The sequence below is a fragment of the Saprospiraceae bacterium genome (assembly GCA_016709995.1).
GTDB lineage: Bacteria > Bacteroidota > Bacteroidia > Chitinophagales > Saprospiraceae > JADJLQ01.
Genome location: JADJLQ010000002.1, coordinates 838619 through 856251 on the forward strand (window position 1 = coordinate 838619; position 17633 = coordinate 856251).

Annotated in this window: 14 protein-coding genes; 7 read left to right on the top strand and 7 right to left on the bottom strand. The window is 40.7% G+C overall.

What is annotated here, in order from left to right:
• Positions 1–36: 36 nt before the first annotated feature.
• From IPJ09_17780 to IPJ09_17795, 4 genes are all read right to left on the bottom strand, one after another.
• Positions 37–1152 carry an alkaline phosphatase family protein gene (locus tag IPJ09_17780; GenBank protein ID MBK7373247.1) on the bottom strand — a complete coding sequence of 372 codons (1116 nt, stop codon included), beginning with the start codon at positions 1150–1152 and terminating at the stop codon, positions 37–39.
• Positions 1152–1712 (bottom strand): HD domain-containing protein, encoded by a 561-nt coding sequence (locus tag IPJ09_17785; GenBank protein ID MBK7373248.1) that lies wholly within the window; start codon positions 1710–1712, stop codon positions 1152–1154. The genes IPJ09_17780 and IPJ09_17785 overlap by 1 nt, the downstream gene beginning before the upstream one ends.
• A 116-nt stretch (positions 1713–1828) precedes the next feature.
• Positions 1829–3331, bottom strand: coding sequence for a SusD/RagB family nutrient-binding outer membrane lipoprotein (locus IPJ09_17790; protein ID MBK7373249.1), 1503 nt, complete (start codon positions 3329–3331; stop codon positions 1829–1831).
• 32 nt (positions 3332–3363) lie between these two features.
• Positions 3364–6555 (bottom strand): SusC/RagA family TonB-linked outer membrane protein, encoded by a 3192-nt coding sequence (locus tag IPJ09_17795; GenBank protein ID MBK7373250.1) that lies wholly within the window; start codon positions 6553–6555, stop codon positions 3364–3366.
• Between the two features lie 527 nt (positions 6556–7082).
• On the opposite strand from IPJ09_17795, the gene IPJ09_17800 reads away from it, so the two are divergent.
• From IPJ09_17800 to IPJ09_17810, 3 genes are read left to right on the top strand one after another with little or no spacing between them, the layout of a single operon-like run.
• Positions 7083–8435: a histidine kinase gene (locus IPJ09_17800; GenBank protein MBK7373251.1), complete on the top strand. Its 1353-nt coding sequence runs from the start codon at positions 7083–7085 to the stop codon at positions 8433–8435.
• Complete coding sequence (locus tag IPJ09_17805; protein ID MBK7373252.1) at positions 8432–9073, top strand: M15 family metallopeptidase; 642 nt, start codon at positions 8432–8434, stop codon at positions 9071–9073. Before IPJ09_17800 ends, IPJ09_17805 begins: the two co-directional genes overlap by 4 nt.
• A gap of 4 nt (positions 9074–9077) precedes the next feature.
• Positions 9078–9407, top strand: a complete 330-nt coding sequence (locus tag IPJ09_17810) for a tRNA-binding protein (GenBank protein MBK7373253.1) — start codon at positions 9078–9080, stop codon at positions 9405–9407.
• 35 nt (positions 9408–9442) lie between these two features.
• Here the strand turns inward: IPJ09_17810 and IPJ09_17815 are convergent, their stop codons facing one another.
• Positions 9443–9703 carry an SH3 domain-containing protein gene (locus tag IPJ09_17815; GenBank protein MBK7373254.1) on the bottom strand — a complete coding sequence of 87 codons (261 nt, stop codon included), beginning with the start codon at positions 9701–9703 and terminating at the stop codon, positions 9443–9445.
• Positions 9704–10059: 356 nt separating this feature from the next.
• Between IPJ09_17815 and IPJ09_17820 the strand changes: the two genes are divergently transcribed.
• From IPJ09_17820 to IPJ09_17830, 3 genes are read left to right on the top strand one after another with little or no spacing between them, the layout of a single operon-like run.
• On the top strand, positions 10060–10446 hold the full coding sequence (locus tag IPJ09_17820; GenBank protein ID MBK7373255.1) for a BlaI/MecI/CopY family transcriptional regulator: 387 nt from the start codon (positions 10060–10062) through the stop codon (positions 10444–10446).
• Positions 10447–10461: 15 nt separating this feature from the next.
• On the top strand, positions 10462–12672 hold the full coding sequence (locus tag IPJ09_17825; GenBank protein ID MBK7373256.1) for a M56 family metallopeptidase: 2211 nt from the start codon (positions 10462–10464) through the stop codon (positions 12670–12672).
• Between the two features lie 50 nt (positions 12673–12722).
• The gene (locus tag IPJ09_17830; protein ID MBK7373257.1) at positions 12723–13427 is read left to right on the top strand and encodes a PDZ domain-containing protein; all 705 of its coding nucleotides are present in this window, start codon (positions 12723–12725) and stop codon (positions 13425–13427) included.
• 347 nt (positions 13428–13774) lie between these two features.
• Here IPJ09_17830 and IPJ09_17835 read toward each other — a convergent pair whose 3' ends face one another.
• Entirely contained in the window at positions 13775–14653 is an 879-nt protein-coding gene (locus IPJ09_17835; protein MBK7373258.1) for a PIG-L family deacetylase, read from the bottom strand.
• Between the two features lie 45 nt (positions 14654–14698).
• Here IPJ09_17835 and IPJ09_17840 point away from each other — a divergent pair, with 45 nt between their 5' ends.
• Positions 14699–15445 carry a carbohydrate-binding family 9-like protein gene (locus IPJ09_17840; GenBank protein ID MBK7373259.1) on the top strand — a complete coding sequence of 249 codons (747 nt, stop codon included), beginning with the start codon at positions 14699–14701 and terminating at the stop codon, positions 15443–15445.
• 42 nt (positions 15446–15487) lie between these two features.
• Here IPJ09_17840 and IPJ09_17845 read toward each other — a convergent pair whose 3' ends face one another.
• Positions 15488–17611 carry an RNA-binding transcriptional accessory protein gene (locus IPJ09_17845; GenBank protein ID MBK7373260.1) on the bottom strand — a complete coding sequence of 708 codons (2124 nt, stop codon included), beginning with the start codon at positions 17609–17611 and terminating at the stop codon, positions 15488–15490.
• Positions 17612–17633: the final 22 nt, after the last annotated feature.

Consider the following 17633-nt stretch of genomic DNA (forward strand, 5'->3'; position numbering starts at 1 on the left):
AGTTAATCAGAGTATAAGACACAAGGTCTATAGCGATTAAGGCTTTTTACTCGCTAATACTTCGATTGCTTCTATCACTGGCATTCTATCAGATTTATGTGGCGTAAACTTAATATTACAGTTTAAGGCGATTCGATTGGCTATGTCAGCTTGCCAAAGTTGTATAGGCTCAGATACTTCCCCGATTGGTTTGATCTCCGGACCTACTTCTAAAAACCAGGTTTCCCCGGATCGGGAGGGCAAAAATCCATGCTTAGCCCATGTGCCAAGAGTAGATCCCCGGCCATGGTCAGTCGTAACTATCAGATAGGTATTGTCTTTATAAAATGGATCAGTTTGCATCAAAGTCCAAATATCCTGCAAATACTGGTCAAATTCATGAATTGCAGTAATATAAGATCCATAATCGCCTTTATGACCATAGTGATCCGTATCGTCCAGTGATATAAATAAGGCTTTTGGATGATTATTCCTGGTGTATTCAAGAGCCATCTGCCAGGTCAGATCATCAAAGCGGGTCTCACCTTTCCAGGCAGGAGCAAGTTGATTGGCATAATTCAATTTTTCCATTTTTTTCGAAACAATACCTTGAGGACACGCTTCCCATCCGGCATTGACAAGGATCCCTGACCTGGGTTCATTTAAAATGTAGGGAAAAACTTCCCAGGATGAAAATGCAGCTACCCGACCACGATAGTTGTACATAGTATTAAGATCTTCCAGTATAGATACATTTCTATTCAGGATTTTTTTGTTTGAATTGACAAAAGGATCGAAGGTGCCACAGAGAAATTCGCTATACCCAGGGTAGGAAAAGCGGTGAAAATTTCTTGTATCGACCTTATTGTCCAATTTTCTGTTCCCAAAGAATCTTCCATGTTTGGACAAAGTGCCCCATACAAAAGGAAACAATTTTTCACGCGATTGAAATTCATCGCTTGCATTGAACTGCTCAAAAAACTGGCTGGTATCTCCGGTAGCAGCTACTATATCCTGATCTAATCCTAGATATAATTCCTGCCAGCGAAGGCCATCGGTAGCAATAATAATAACATTTGGTGCGGTAGTACCAGCCTTTTGGGCTTTAGTTTGACTTGAGAATACAGTAAAAAGTAAAAAAAGTAGTTTGATTTGAGACCATGACTTATACATTAGTTTTCTATTTTATTGACATCCATGAGATACTGTTTTATCATGGGACTATAAGATTCTAATAGAGGCACGGGAAGACCGGGTGTCTTTGCCAACTCATCACAAATGCGGATCAATATGATATCATCAAAATCAGGATCGGATTCAAAGGACTCAACTTCGTCTACTCTCATGGGACCACCCTGTTGTATCAAAGTCAATTTGCTGGCTGCAGAAAGTTTGTTTTTATAGTCAAAATCGGTAGTCACCAGGTATCTTTTGGCTCGCACATGGTTTTCAACCAGTCGGGTAATGTCGGGACCAAACCCAAGATCTCTTAGGTAGGCTGCACCGATACGATCATGGTCATAATGCCCCAGGAGATCCTCAGTTTCATCTTCTATCAAATGCCCGATATCATGCAAAAGTGCGGCTAAAATAATGTTTGGCTTATCCGTATGATATTTTGCGTAATAAGCTGATTGTAGTGCATGTTCTAACTGAGAGACCGGTTCAGAATGATATGCCTCATTACCCTTCGAGTTTAACAGTAAAAAAAGATGGTCTATCCTCGTTTGCATCGAATCGAAATCAATCATGATATTTTTTATTGAAAAATTTATAAAAAAGGCCGGTTACTAAGGCATGGTAACCGACCTTAATGCTCACGATATGTATGAAAAGAAACTCAGATAATTTATTTTATAATCCACATTTTGGCATTGATATCATCCTGACCTCCGAATTGATTGGATAGAGCAGCGTTGTAATTGGTTTTATTGGCTGTCCTTTCCGCCGTAGGATATTGCCATCTCAATGGAATCACTCCGCCATTTCCTGTACCAACACCTGTAGTAAACGTAGGCACTCCGGTTCTTCTCCAATTATAATACGATTCAAATCCCGCTTGATTAAAAAGACCAAGGTATCGTTGTTCTAATATTTGTTTCAACCCCTCAGCATTTTGCCCCTTGTAGTTCACAGCCGACTGGGCAAAATAAGTATCGATAGTAGATGCGTCATTGATTCCATAGAAATTCAAAGAAGCCAGGATACCATTTTTGTACCACAATGCAGCAGTATTGGCATCTCCAGCCCATCCACGATTCATACCTTCAGCGATATTAAAAGCCATTTCTATATATCCCACCAACACTCCAGGCTCAGGTCCGCCGTAAGAACCGTAATATCGTTTTTGATTAATGGCCGAATATTCGCCCTTATTCATTTTAAAGGTCATATCATCGAGGCTTTCACCAGGATCTGCGCCCACATAAGCACCAAAATCGCTGGCAGTCATACCTCCATTAATTCTTGCCTCCGCAGGATCAGCTAATACAAAGGTGCGCGGATCCTTGAGGGACACAAGTTTATTCAGATGGGTGGCAGACAGATTATATCTTCGTTTGTCAAAGCCTTCATTTCCGGGATTCAGCGGATAATTATTGATGCCACTAATATATTTGTAAGCCAATGCATCGGCATTCGTTTTAACTATGGGATATTTTGCAGGGTTGTTTACAATTTCTGCAAACCTTTCTTTCACCCGAAGATCAGCTTCGGCTGTTTTGTTGCTCAACTGAATTAAAACTCTTAATTTGAAAGCATTGACTACTTGTTGCCATTTGGTCAAATCACCATTGAAGTAGATATCACCGTCAATATTCCTTTTACCTGAGGTGATCAATGTATTCATTTCATTATTAGCTTCATCCAGGAGATTTAATATTTGAACGAATACTTGTTTCTGATCATCATATTTCGGTTCTGTGAGTTCTGCTCCTTGCAAAGCTTCTGAGAAAGGAATATTCCCAAACTTCATAGTCATTCTATACGCCAAATATGCCTTCTGAAATTTTGCCATTGCGGAGTAGACATTGACCGCATCTGCTCCTGTCTTTTCATTCTCTTCTACCATTTTGGACACGTTCTTAAGGGTATAAAAATCAAAGCTGTTGGAGGTCCAATTGTATTCATTGTTACCATAATAATTATAATTACACAGATAGTACTGGTTCCATCGGTGGGTCAAAGCAAATGGAGCTTCGTACATATCATTCAAAGTACCATTGAAAATTAATGATGCAGGAGCAGCGGTGGGTTGATTTGGATTCACTGCCAACTCTTCAAAAGTATCCGTGGAGCAATTGCTTAGAAGCACAATCGCCGGAAGGATTAAAATATATTTAAATAGTTTCATGATATTTTATTTTTTTTAATTTATACAATGAATTAAAAAGTGATATTTAGATTGACTCCATATCTTTTAAGGGTAGGAGTCTGTAGATCAGAATAACCCTGACCTGCGGCAAATTGGTCCATATCGATATCGTTATTTCTCGCATCAGAGAAGTACAACAAGTTCCTTCCAATCAGAGAAACAGTAGCAGACTGAAAGAAGGTGTTCTTAAAAATAGTATTAGGTATATTATAACTTAATGTCACCTCCCGTAGTTTGGCATAAGTCCTGTTGATGAGATTAGCCTCTTCAGTAGCATACCATCTGCTGATATAATCCTGAAGGAAGGTAGCTGAAGCATTTGGTTTGAATTGCAGTTCATTATAGTTGGTGATATTACCCAATGCATCTGTCTTGATAGCACCTGAAGTCAACTGCACTCCTTCTCCTACCCAGGACTTTATTCCTTTGTAATCCTGGTACCTGGCCTCACCCATGGCTCCCTCTACTGTTTCAATATTCCTTCCACCCCTGAAAGTTTGTCGCTGAACATAATTGACGATAACCCCTCCTACTCTTCCATCAAATTGGAAATTAAGTCCAAGGTTTTTATATCTGATTTGATTGGACAATCCCCAAATCCAATCCGGATTGAGATAACCCATAAATTGTGGAGTTGGATTGACCAGAGGTCTTCCACTTCCATCATTGATGATCTGTCCATCCTGGGTGCGGAATACTTTTGCTGCATAATATTTATCAGTTCGGTCGCCTATTTTGAGGTATTGGTTAAACACTTCTACTCCCGGATAGATTTCTTTTAATACATCTTTATAGGTAGACCAATTGGCCAGTACATTCCACTCAAAGTTTTTAGTCCTGATTGGCTTGCCTGTCAGGGTGAGTTCTACACCAGTCTTATCCGTTTTGATACCGTTTTGAATCAAACTATTGTACCCGGTCGCTTCACTAACAGGAAGATTGAATATTCTTGGTCCATCCGTACTTTTAAAATAGGTAAAGTCTACTCCCAATCTATTCTGGAAAAATCTAAGGTCACTGCCTAATTCTAATGAAGAACTAAAACTTGGTTCAAGATTGGGATTGGCTATAGAATTTGAATAAAAAGCTGCCGGTTGATTATTGTATCTATTTTGTATGCTATAGGCAGCAGAGTTGATATATTGAGGTCCTCCAAATGGAGTTTGGTAGTCTATGCCATAGCCTGTGACATCTGCCCCGGTAGCCCTGTCCGCTGGCCCAATATTGGTTTGCGTCAAGCCACTACCAACATTTGCATAGGAAGCTCTAAGTTTAGCATAGGGAAGAAAAGAAGGCATTTTGATGGCTTCTGACAAAACAAAACTCAGCGAGGCAGAAGGGTAAAAGAAACTATTGTTGTTGATCGGCAAAGTAGAGTTTTTATCTATCCGACCTGTCAATGACAGATTGAGGATGTTTTTATAACCCAGATCAAGGTAGCTATAGGCTGATGAAACCATCATGTCAGAATCAAAATTGTAAACCCTTCTTGGATTGAGTGAATTATTCAGATTATACCATCCTGGTACATTGAGATAATCCGTAGTAGCATAAGTAGAGGCATATTTGAAGTTCCTGATATTACCTCCCGCCGAAAGATTAAAATTAAAGTCTCTACCCAGGTTGTTTTCATAGGTAAATAATACATCAGAATTATTTTCAAACAAATTTCGGTTATCCTCTCTATAATCTCCTTTGGATTGTTCTCTACCATATGAAGTAGCACTATAGGGAAATTTTTCCGTCCTAAAAAGGTCATAGGTAGTGATCTGGGTACGGCCTGTCACCTTAAAATGATCGCTAAATTCGTAAGTAAGTCCGGCAGTGCCGTAGATATCATTTTTGTAATGCCCTCTTAACCATTCATAGGCTGAAAAATAAGGATTGTTGTAACGTTGGTATTCGGCATATATCTGCTGTAATCCTTCTTTTCCTTCCTGCCAATAATTACGCATATCATTGATATCCCAATCTGAACCTCCCCAGATAATAATATTGTAGATAATACTATTTGGCCCGTATTGTACATCAGGGATATTGGGAGTATACTGCCGATTAAAGTTTAAGTTAGATTCAAATCGCAGTCTTTTTGAAAAATTCAATCCACCACTTAGATTAAAATTAGTACCATTTAATTTTGTATTGGGTACGATTCCTTTTTGATAGGTCTGGGTGCCTGAAAACCGAAGGTCATAGTTTTCACCCGCAGTAGAGATGGCTATATTATTAGTGGATAATAGTCCAGGTCTTAAAAAACGTTGAAGGTTATTGGTACCTCTGGCCACATAAGGTGTGCCTAAGCGCACGCCAGTCACCGGATCCACAGGACTATCATATTGGGGTATTAATTGTCCTTCAAATTTTGGTCCCCAGATGTCATAGTCACCATCGTTGAGACCTCCACCCCTTCCATCCTTAAATGCATATCTTCCATGATCACCAGGACCATATTGATGTTGTACTTTAGGGATCGTCATAAATCCATTTTCTACCATTGTGGAAGAATTAAAATCAACTGAAAATCCACGTTTATCTTTTGTACCTCTTTTTGTAGTGATCTGGATAGCACCAAATTGTCCCCTGGAGCCATATAAGGCGGAGGCATTAGGGCCTTTCAATACGGTGATAGACTCGATATCATCAGGACTGATATTCCAGGTATCAGATTGAATTGGCACTCCATCGACTACATAAAGCACGTTGGAGGACCCCCTCAATAAGATTTGTGGGGCGCCAAGTATTTCAGCGCTTGCACCTACATTCAATCCGGCTACTTTACCCGTAAGCGAGTTGATTGGATTGGGTTCACGGGCTTTGATCAAATCTGATCCTGCTATGGTTTGTACTGCAAACCCCACTTTCGATTTTGATTTTTCTATACCCAAAGCAGTGACTACTACTTCAGTAAGGCCTGATGCACTTTCGGCAAGAATAATATTGACTGGGTTGGCATTATCAATCAGGATGGATTGTGGTTGAAAACCCACATAACTGACTTCGATCGTGGATCCTGGTGTTACATCGATTTCAAATCTTCCATCTACATCTGTTACCCTTCCAATGGAGGTTCCTTTTACCACGATGCTGGCACCGATCAGATCAGACTGATCAGAAGCGGATTTTACAGTACCATGTATGAGCAGCTGAGCCAAAGCTGAAGGGTGTAGGCTGATGAGAGCGAGAGCAAAAATTAAATATTTCATTGTATTAGGAGTTTTTCGTTTTTTAATACGCCACAAACCTAGAGCTACAAAGTATACTGCAAGTATTATTGGTATAAAGTTTAAATGAATTAAATATGTACTTAAGATTAAGCGAAGAGGCTAATGTTAAGCCTAGATTATCAATATGCCTTTTACAAAAAAATAATCCAAAATATTTTGTAAGCCGGATGAATAAATATAAAATCCAGACAAAAGCAAAAAGGTTTTTAACTTTATGAATCAGTAAGGATATGGAAGGAGCATAACATTATTAGCTCTTTGTTTTTTAGAGGTTGAATAGATTATTCGGGCGATGATAAAAAGCAAAAGTTTATCTAACACTTCGAAAGATCGGTTTTGTTCCACACCATTCATAAGAACCAATGATATCAGTTTTTTGCTAGGTTTTGCAGAATAAATATCCCTGATATCCACTAACTTATCTATCTTATGCACTATTTTTGGATATGGATCTCGAATTTGTATTTGGTGCTACTGTAATTGCCTTTGTGATATCGCGATATGTCATGTCCTATTTTGACATAGGTGGGTCCTATCCCCATTATTCTAAAATTGTTAAATATTCCCCCCTAGGCATATTTGGCTTTATGCTGCTCGCCAGCATCCTGGATATCGCCTTGATTGAGCGCACCTATTTCGTGATAGTACTAGGCGTTGCATTATATTTCATCTACCATCTCAGAGACCACAAATCATCGCGTCAGATAGTCTGGGTTTTCTTACCAGGCTTCCTGTCAGGTTTAGTCTCCGAAATTTTCGGATGGATATATGCTTCCAAAGAAGGAGCAGTATTTAATATCATCAATACCGCCAATATTTTTGCGGTGATCTGGATGTTTGGTTTTGGTTTCTACATCTTCCGTCAAAACCGAAAGGAACAAAAAATCAGAAGAAAAGAAGAAGAAGAAAAGCACCTCCTGGAAGCTCAAAAAGCTGAGCTGGAAAGATTGGTCGCAGACAGGACACAAGCTCTGTTGACTCAAAAGGCTGAATTGGAATCCTCCTTAACAGAACTTCAATCTACCCAGGCTCAGCTGATACAAGCTGAAAAAATGGCATCACTCGGTGAGCTGACAGCGGGTATAGCCCATGAGATTCAAAACCCATTAAATTTTGTAAATAATTTTGCAGAGATTAGCAACGAACTGATCGATGAAATGGTTGAAGCGATGACGAACGGTGACCAACAATCCGTCAAGGACATAGCCGGCGATATCCAGGAAAACTTAAAGAAAATAAATCATCACGGGAAAAGAGCAGATTCTATCGTGAAGAATATGCTGCAGCATTCGCGCAAGAGTACCGGACAAAAAGAACCAACCAATCTCAATACTCTGGCGGAGGAATATCTCAGACTATCCTACCATGGATTGCGTGGCAAAGACAAAAGTTTTAATGCCGAGTTTGTTTTCGATCCAGATCCGGATCTACCTGTCGTATCCGTCATACCCCAGGATATCGGTCGCGTGCTATTGAATCTCATCAACAATGCCTTTTACGCAGTAAATAGTAAGTTACATCAAAGTATCGCAGCGACAAGCGAAGAGGAAGGAGCAAAATCAGATCCTGCATTAATAGAATATAGACCCAAAGTAACTGTAAGTACCAAAAAAGTTAAAAACCCACCCCAGGGCGAGTTTATTGAGATTCAAATCAAAGACAATGGGCTCGGCATACCTACTAATATCGTAGATAAAATATTTCAGCCTTTCTTTACCACCAAACCTACAGGTCACGGAACAGGGCTGGGTCTGTCACTGGCATACGACATCCTCAAGGCCCACCAGGGCGATTTGAGCGTAACATCTGAAGAGGGAAAAGGAACTACTTTCTTCATTCGAATACCTATCACCTCATGAGGTCAGTTTGTTTTCTTTCTTTATTACTCTTTACACTTGCATGTGGTGTAAAACCTCCGGTAGAAAAAGGCGATTTCTTACCCACGGATCTTGTAGAACTCACAAGCGTGGACCCATCACTAAAATTGGATATCCGCTATGCGACATCTAATAATTTTATTGGCAGACCCGTCTACTCCGAAGCGAGGGCATTTCTTCAACGGGATGCCGCCATGGCATTGAAAGACGCTCATATCGCCTTAAAGGCACAGGGGCTCGGCCTGCTGATCTTCGATGGTTATAGGCCATGGAGCATCACCAAACTGTTTTGGGACAGAACTCCTAAGGATAAAAAAATATTTGTAGCTGATCCAAAAAAAGGATCCCGTCACAACCGCGGATGTGCCATAGACTTATCACTGTATGATCTTAATACTGGTGTGGAAATAGAGATGACCGGTGCTTATGATGAGATGAGTGATCGTTCATATCCAGATTATAAAGGAGGCACCGAAAAGCAACGGCAGATGAGGGATATACTCAGAAAGGCTATGGAGTCCGTAGGCTATACCGTCTATGAATATGAGTGGTGGCACTTTGATTATAAAGATTGGAGGCAGTATCGAATCGGCAATCAGGCTTTTAATGAAATAAACTGATACGATGATCACCTGGGCTGACTTTGAAAAAATTGATATTAGAGTGGGTACCATCCTCGAAGCAAAAGAATTTCCTAAAGCTAAAAATCCTGCCTATCAATTGACGATAGACTTTGGTGAATTGGGGATCAAAAAAAGCTCGGCTCAGATCACTCAATTGTATGACAAGGCTGCTTTGATCGATACCCAAGTCATCGCAGTGGTCAATTTTCCACCAAAACAGATTGCCAACTTTATATCAGATTGCCTGGTGCTTGGGGTCATCGGAGCGGACAAAAAAATCGTCCTGCTCAAACCCGATGCCCGAGTAACTAACGGCCAAAAAATAGGCTGATAAAACAAAGATGTTGAAAAGCAATAAAGGCAATGTCAGACCATGTACCTGATCTCAAGTGCCTGGTCATCTGCTCTATTTATATGCAATGCCTGCGTCTCCAAGTTTTTTAATTCACTTCTTCTCACCCAGCCTATCGATTCTTTACCTATGACATAAATCCATTCACCTACTTCCTGGATGACACCCAGCCAGGTGCCTTTAACGATCGATTTGAGTATGGGCGCAGTCTCATTGGGAGTACTGCGTACGAGCGCTCCTACTGAAATTGCGTGCCACAAGATTTTGTTCATCATACCTTATAGTTTAAAATGTTAGGTAAAAATCTTCATCAAATATTATCGTTTTGCTTATTAAACGCTGAGTTATTAGACTAATATTAGTTTTTAGTGGACATTTAACTTTATTATAGCCATTTAAAAATCACTTCAACTCTCTTCAATCGCGCTATCTATATAACGCTACTTATCTATATACGGTTGGTTTGGAGGTTTGGATTCATCATTTGCAAATAAGTTAATTTTTTCCTAATATACGAAAATATTCGTACGATTACTTGACTTCTGTTCCTTTTATTCGCTATCATTGCAATACGAAATCATTCGTATAACATAAACTGATAATTGTCGATTTGTAAACTCAATATAGCCTGATGAAAAAACTAATCAAACCTACGGAATCCGAACTCTCCATCCTGCAGATCCTCTGGCAATACGGCCCATTGTCAGTCAGGACAGTCAACGAAATGCTGGCAGCCCAACAGCATGAAGAAATAGGCTATACCACCACTCTAAAAATCATGCAGATCATGACCGACAAAGGATTGGTCAAAAGAAACACCAATCAAAGAAGTCATATATACGAGCCTGTCGTCAAAGAAAATGAAACCCAGCAAAACCTGCTATCAGAATTTCTGGATGCCACCTACAGAGGCTCTGCCTCTACCCTGGTGATGCAGGCCCTCGGGCAACACAAAAGCAGCAAAGAAGAGCTGCAGCAGATCAAAGAGTTTATAGCCAATCTTGAATCAAAAAAATAAAACTTCCATATTATCATGATACTTTCATCACTCTCTCAGCAACAGGATCTATTACAAGCATGGGTGTGGGCTATGATTCATTCAGCATGGATCGGGATTACATTGGCTGGCTTATATTTCTTGTATTTAAATTATTTCCCCCGATCCAGACCCAGTGTGAAGTACAAAGTAGGTCTTAGCCTATTTATGCTTTTGCCGATAGGAAGCCTGATAGCATTTATACTCCACCTACCTTCCGTCAGCAATGCTCCTGTCCTGGCCACCGCTGACCCAAACCCTTCGGGAGTTACAGAAGCATGGTCTACGATTTCTTCTAAAGCACCTTCCCTTGCAAGTCAGATTCCATTCTTTCAGGGTATAGAGATGTACATACCTTCATTGTTTGGGGTTTGGTGTCTCGGGGTCATTATATTAAGTATCCGGATGAGCTTAGGATATAGGGAAGTATACAGGTTACGATCAATGTCCAATCCAATCCCTGTGCCTGGCATCAATCAACTATTCGATCGATTGATTGTAAAGTCCGGAGTCAAACAAAATATTAGGCTAGCGACTAGTCACCTTATCGATATGCCTGCCACCATAGGCTATCTCAAACCTATCATCTTATTGCCTGTCAGCCTGATCAATCAATTGAGTACGGAAGAAGCTTATGCTATCCTGGCTCATGAACTCGCTCATATCATCCGCAAAGATTATCTTCAAAATATTCTGATCTCCATGACAGAGATCCTATTTTTCTTTCATCCATCAGTGTGGTGGTTTTCAACTACCATCAAAAGCCTCCGGGAGCAATGCTGTGATGATCTTGCACTCGAACTGGGAGCAGAACCTATGGCGCTCTCAAAAGCCCTGGTACAACTGGAAGAACATGCTCCTGCGCCTTTATTTGCCATGGCCTTTTCACACAAAAAACAATTATTTTATAGAATTCAAAGACTTTTTAATATGCAAACCAAAAACGAATATTCCATTAGTCGCACTCAGGCACCCATGCTTATTTGTAGCCTGGCTTTGATCTGGATCCTCAGCAATCTGTGGACACCCATTATAGCCAACAATGTAAAAATACCTTTGGCCAAATCTTTTGTCTGGGAGGTTCCAACCAAAACGGTTGCGGTAGCTCCATCAGACACTACCAAGCCAAAGTCGAAAATTGAAAAAATCTCAAAGGATAATGGCAAGCAAAAAATAGAACTTCAACTCAAAGACAAAGAAATCACCGAATTGAAAGTAGATGATAAAATTATTCCACCGGCTGAATATAATACGTATGCAGAAGAGATGGAGTCATTAAAAAAAGAATTAAAGGAAATAGACATGCCTGCGAGGGTCAAAGATAAACCTCGTGATTTTGAGCCTCGTGATTATGAGTATAATTTCGCTCCACGGGTATTTAATTTTGGTGAGAATCGTATCAAATCCGATATCGACGAGATGCATGTCAAGGTACAGCCAAAGGTCAGGATCAAATCAGGTGCTGGAGGGAATACTTTTTATTTTGATGATGGTAGAGATGGGCCTAAGATATATGGCCTGGGTAGAGGTATGTTTCCTGGTAGAGACAATGATCCCATCAATTGGGTCATTGAGGGTGATTCAAGCGATTTAAAAATTGCCGGAGACAAACTGATCATTAAAGATGAACATGGTGATGTGATCATTGACTTCAGTGATGACTTTAGAGGTTTGGGGAATAATTTATACGGCCTGGATCATTTAAAGGGTTTAAAATCCCTGAGAGATATATCTGAGCTGAAAAAACTTTATTCTGAAGACATGATGAATAAGCTGGAAAGAGCCAAAATGTTAGACAATGATAGACTCTTATGGTCAAAAGAAAAATCAGATAAATATATGGAGCATTCCCGCAAACTTTTAGATGATGCTCAATCACACCAAAAAGAATTATTAGATAAAATGCAATGGAAATTAGCTGACGATATGGATGCAAGGAAGTTTTTTAAAGATGGCCAGGGATTCAATCTGCTTTCAGGGAAAGGCAAGCTGGATCAAATCATTCAAGACAAACTGGTCGACGATCATATCATCAAATCAGGAGACAAATATGAGTTTAAGATCAATGAAAAAGACCTGCGAATCAATGGAAAAAAACAAGACCAAAAAACGTACAATGAATTCAAAGCACTTATCGAAGAAAAGACCGGATTCGAACTAAAAGAAAACACTTCTTTCACATTCAGTGGATCCGGCAAAAAAGATTAACGCACACCCTTGGTATAAATACTATAATTTTGCACTTCAAAAAATATAAAATGAAACAACTCATCCTCATAGCATTACTGTTTGTCGGTTTTGGTCAGATCTTAGCTCAATCTGAATCCAGCAAAAAACAAAAACGAGTCGTCACTATCGAAAAATCAAAAGATAAAGAGGGCAATGAAGTCATCGAAAAGAAAATCCTCGAAGGCGATGCAGTCAAAAAAGATATGGAGTGGAATGAAAAAGGTGGTAGCACCATCAAAATAACCTCTGACAGCATGGGCCATCAAAAAAAGATCATTATCAATAGTGATATTGATATCGAGGACGACGATAACGAAGGGTATTTTGAAAATAAGGGTGCCAGCTATACCGAACGCACGGTAGTGATAAAAAAGAATGCCGATGGCAGTGTGGAAATCAAAGAAAAGTCCGGCAGCGATCTGGGCGGAGAGTTTAATTTAAAAGTTGATAGTACGGAGGCTAAAAAACCTAATATCGGTGTGACCTTAAATGATGACCTTAAGATTACCAGTTTGATTCGCGGAGGCGCAGCCGAAATAGGTGGCTTGGAGTCCGGTGACTTATTGACCCATCTGGATGGCACTTTTATTGACGACTATGATCATCTTAAAGAGTTGTTGTCCAAAAAACATGTAGGCGATAAAGTGACCTTGACCTACCTGCGTGATCGTAAAGAAATGAAGTCCACCATCACCCTAAAGGGGGGAAGTACACGCGTATATTTTAACAAGTAATATTAATGACAAGTTAAATTAGAAGATCTCGTTGTTAAGATCAAAAATCAAGCAACCTTTGTCTTTAATATTACATCCTTATTCAGTATTCAGTCCCTACCAAAATTAACCTTACTCTGAATGATCAATACCTGGCTGCTTAGTCCAGGTTAGTATCTTGTTTTTAAAACTGTTCTAAACAGTCAGCAATGCTTGCCCGTATGTCTGTCGGTGTATGTCATGTACTCCTGACAGTAGCTTGTATTGCCTATTATTAAGGATTTAGTGAGTCTTTTCATATAACCCTGGTTTAATGGTTTCTGAAGTGCAACCAACCAGGGTTTTTTAATTTTCTGAATGAATGGAAATCATTTTTTTAGCATTGGAAAAAGCCTCCTGATATCAGCTTCTTTTGGTTGGATGCCATATTCGCAAATCTCAAAGACTTCAGCATATTTGACTTTAGATGCACGGTCAGTATCATACCATTTTTCAAGTGCGCTTTTTATTTCTGGAGTGATGGGTCGCGCTCTTTGGGCAGTCAGCCAGGCCAATCGTTCTGTATCACCGGTGGGGACCTGATCAGCATAACCTCCTATCCAGGGTAGCCATTCAAAAAACTGTGATTCATGTGCGGCCATAGAGTAGATCTTGCGATCATAAACGGAGGTTATGTCAATAGCGATATCCGGCCTGAATGGATTAGGCCTTTGGAATCTATCCTGGTAATATAAAAAAAGAGGATTCTTCTTCAATGGTTTGGTATCCGGAGCCACATTGGGTACAGCCACCATATAGGCTGCATCCTGGACCAACACTCCCGTATATCTATGATCCGGGTGATAATCGTTGGGCCGAGGAGCTAAAACGATATCTGCGTCCCATTCTCTAATCTTGCGGATGATCTGAAGTCGCACATTTAGGTTGGGTGTCAGCTCACCATCATGATTGTCCAGCACATCGTAAGTCACTCCAAACCTTTTACCTGCTTCCTGAGCTTCGGCCATCCTTCTTTTGGCCAATACACCACCACCTTGTGTCTGATGCCCGGCGTCTCCATTGGTGACGGATACAAATTTAACAGCATAACCCATCGAAGCCCACAAAATCGCTGTACCACCTCCACCCTGGTCGCAATCATCCGGATGAGCACCGATCAAAATGACGCGCAACGGAATAGACTGCGCTGAAAGTATGGATATCCAAGATCCAAATGCCAGTAGGATGGCAAAAAATAGCTTTTTCATGAATGGTTATATTTATAGTATTTTCATTAAAAATAGGACCTTCTTATGAAACCATTGTTTAAATCAAGTATTATTTTGGTCTCAGTTCTGGGGATATCGTTATGCATTCATTATCCTTTAAGCTCACAGGCAAATCAATTTTCAACACCCACCGGCAAAAAAGCAATCTTACATATCGCCGCTTCCTTGGATTTTGAGTTGACCGGTGATACGGCAGCAACTGCATGGAGTAAAACCACCTGGACTGATCTGGTCCAAACGAATCAAACCAATGCCCTTAGACAGACCAGGGTCAAGATCATGTATTCAACTACAGGGATATATTGTTTGTTCTGGTGCGAAGACCCTACGATCACTGCTACCCTGCAAAAGGACTTCGAGGATCTTTACAATGAAGATGTAGTAGAATTTTTTTTCTGGACCGACGAAAACCATCCCTTGTATTTTGAATATGAATTATCACCACTAAACCATGAGTTGGCCATATTAGTGCCCAATCATCAGGGTGTGTTTTTTGGATGGGCTCCGTGGCATTATGAGGGTGAGCGCCTGACGAGGCATAAGACCACGATATTAAAGAGTGGTGATCAGACTACAGGCTGGGTAGCGGAATGTTTTATCCCTTATACATTGCTCAAACCTCTTGGCAATGTACCACCTAAAAAAGGAACTACCTGGAGAGCCAATATGTATAGATTGGATTACGACAATGATCAAACCCGATGGTCCTGGCAACCCATCCGTAAAAACTTTCACGACTATAACCGGTTTGGGACTATTTTATTTGATTGACAACGTAGTGGACCCTAGTCTCTCGCAGATACAATCCATCCATTAAATTCCTTTCATAGTCAAACTTATTCTCTTTCTCACCAGGTCCACTTCGAGCACTTTTACATGGACCTGTTGTTGCAGTTTGACCACAGTGTTTGGATCAGATACGAATTTATCTGCCAATTGCGATATATGTACCATGCCGTCTTGCTTCACTCCAAGGTCGACAAAACATCCAAACTTGGTGATATTGGTGATGATGCCAGGAACTATCATACCAGGTGACAGGTCTTCAGGTTTTTTTACATCAGCAAAAGCAAATGGTTTGATCATCTCCCGTGGATCGCGTCCAGGCTTTTCCAGTTCTTTTAAAATATCCTTCATCGTCTCCATGCCTGCAGTCTCCGTGATAAAATCTCCAGGTATGATTTTTTTTCTTTGACCTTCCTGGCGAATCAGCTCCTCGACCGTACTGTTTATACTTTGAGCCATGCGATGCACGATTCCGTAACTTTCAGGATGTACAGCACTATTATCTAAAATATTTTGCGCTCCGGGTATCCGTAAAAATGCTGCACATTGCTCAAAAGCCTTCTCTCCAAGCCGTGGCACTTTTAATATTTGGCTGCGGCTAGTAAAGGCACCATGGGTATTCCTGTATGTGATGATATTGTCTGCAGTCTTTTCGTTTAATCCGGATACATAGGTCAGGAGACTTTTACTGGCAGTGTTTAGATTGACCCCTACCTGGTTGACACAATATGCCACGACTACATCGAGACTGTCCTTGAGTTTGTGTGGATCCACATCATGCTGATATTGTCCGACGCCGATAGATTTGGCATCGATTTTTACGAGCTCTGCGAGTGGATCAGCCAGTCGCCGTCCGATAGATACTGCACCGCGCACAGTAAGATCTTTGTCAGGAAATTCTTCTCTGGCTAGCTCAGAAGCAGAATAGATAGATGCCCCGTTTTCATTGACCATATATATTTCAATTGGCTGTTCAAAAACAAGGGGCCGGACAAAAGCTTCGCTTTCCCGGCCTGCGGTACCATTGCCGATGGCTATAGCTTCTATCTTATACTTTTTACATAATTCAAGGATACGATTGGTAGCTCGTTGAACCTCTTTTTGAGGTTCATGGGGATAAATAATGTCATCGATCAGCAACTTCCCTTCCTGGTCGAGGCATACTATTTTACACCCTGATCTGAATCCCGGGTCGATGGCCAATATTCTTTTGCTGCCTAATGGAGGGGCCAGCAGCAATTGTTTTACATTTTCAGCAAAGACTTTGATGGCTTCATCATCTGCCTTGACTTTTGCCTGATGCCTGGCTTCTGTCTCCATCGACGGCAGTAAGAGCCGTTTGTATGCATCTTTGAGTGCCACCCATATCTGTTCACTACATGCATTGTTCCTTCGGATAAAATGATGACTCAGTTTTTGTAAAGTCATATCCTCGTCTGGTGCAATCGAAACTTTTAAATAGCCTTCTTCTTCGCCTCTGAGAAGGGCAAGCACCCTATGGGATGGACACCTGTTCAGACTTTCCTCGTATTTAAAATAATCTTTGTATTTGAGGCCTTCTGTTTCTTTGCCTTTGGCCACTTTAGCATAGATTATTCCCTGCCTGGCAAACAGACTCCTTACGATAGCCCTTGCCTGAGTATCTTCATTGATGATCTCTGCGATGATGTCCCTGGCTCCCTGTAACGCTTCTTCTGCCGTGCTTATCTGTTGATTCAAGTATCGATTAGCCTCCAGCTCCGGTTGGCCATTGGGCTCAGCAGTCATCCAGAGAGCGAGTCGCTCTAATCCATTTTCGCGTGCTACCGTGGCTTTGGTTTTGCGTTTTGGTTTGAATGGGAGGTAGATGTCTTCAAGGATATTTGGATCCCAGCTTTCCTGTATAGATTTCTCCAAAGCAGGTGTGAGTTTGCCCAGTCCCGAGATCGTATCGAGCATGGTTTGTTTTCTTTTTAAAAGATCTTCATACTTATTTTTTAGCTGCCTGATTTGTTCGATTTGCACTTCATCCAGCGAATGAGTGAGTTCTTTGCGATACCTGGCTATAAAAGGGGTAGTGGCACCTTCCTCAAGGAGTTTGATAGTAGCCATGACCTGTTCATGACGAATGGATAGCTGACTGGCGATAAGTGGAGTATATTCTGACGGCATATAGAGACAATAATAAAGCTTA